At 33.0% G+C, this 1,254-nt stretch carries 1 protein-coding gene; it reads right to left on the reverse strand.

What is annotated here, in order from left to right:
• Nucleotides 1–250 precede the first annotated feature (250 nt).
• Nucleotides 251–1,254, reverse strand: a 1,004-nt coding sequence (locus BBROOKSOX_RS11190; RefSeq protein WP_139661916.1) for a tetratricopeptide repeat protein, incomplete at its 5' end; no start/stop codon positions are given.

The following is a 1,254-nucleotide window of genomic DNA, read 5'->3' on the forward strand; positions in this document are numbered from 1 at the left end:
GATTTATTGATTATTGCCTCTTATGCCAGTTACAGCGAAGTTGAAGTTAAAAACTATGCGCCAACATTGTGCTATGTTGATGCAAATAATGTATTGACACAAATCAAAGCTGCCCTTTAAAACCGCATTGTTGAGCAGTTAGACTGGTTAGTATCATCTTAACGACACGCTTGTACAACGCCAGAAAGGCATTAACGCCAATGATTATCAAAAAAACTGTCTGTTGTTACAACTAAGAATGCAAATAATTTTACTGTGCTTTAAAAAATTCTAAAGCGGATTGTAAAGCCTGCTTTTTCTCGTCGTTAGGTTTTGAGTCAATCCATTTTTCAATATTGTTCCGCACACCTTGATACTTTTGATTAAACACACCTTGATACTTTTGATTAAACACCTGTTGCCACCCCGCTACTTGCGTGCCATTATCAATTGATTTAAAAATAGTCAGCACTTTGACTAGCGCCTTTATTTCTTTGTCGATATTATCATACATGTTAAATTTCCGAACTAAATCTTGATCAAAGTCTTGCGTTTGAATAAGTTGTGATTCAAATAACTTAATATAAGCAGCCCCCACACTATTATAATTCTCATAAGCATCAGGCTTAATCTTAATGGCTTTTTCGAAAGCATCAATGGCTGCTTGATACTCTTTTAATTTATAATAAGCAATCCCCATATTGTAATAAGCCTTATGATCATCAGGCTTAATCTCAATGAATTTTTTGTAAGCGCCAATGGCTTTCTTATGAGAGCCCTCCTTACCATAAGAATAACCAAGGTTAAAGTAACCAATAAATATACTTTTTTTATCATCTTCATAATAAGCACGACCGATAACATATTTCCATAAGTCAATTGCTATCTTGAGATCTTTTTCTTTCCGTATTTTTAACATTAGTTTTTGAAGTTCTGTGCCAGATTCTTTAACTTCTTGCTTTATTTTCTCAGTCAGTGTTGACTCTGGATTGAGGGATTCTTTTGTATATTTATCACTAAGTTCTTTATTTTTTTTAATTACTCCTAATACGCTTTCAGACTCTTTAACAAGTTTATCAAGATCTTTGATTTTATCTTCAACCACAAAAACCCCATACGCACTAAGTACCATAATTACACTTAAAAAGATACCAATTACATTTAACCACCGATTAATTAAGCTTCCTTGGCTTTTTAAAACATCTTGCCTTAAATCTTGATATTTAGAGGTATTGTCTACATTTTCTTGTATGTTTTTAATGGTGTCCGATTGCC

The sequence above is a fragment of the bacterium endosymbiont of Bathymodiolus sp. 5 South genome, from assembly GCF_900128535.1.
GTDB lineage: Bacteria > Pseudomonadota > Gammaproteobacteria > PS1 > Pseudothioglobaceae > Thiodubiliella.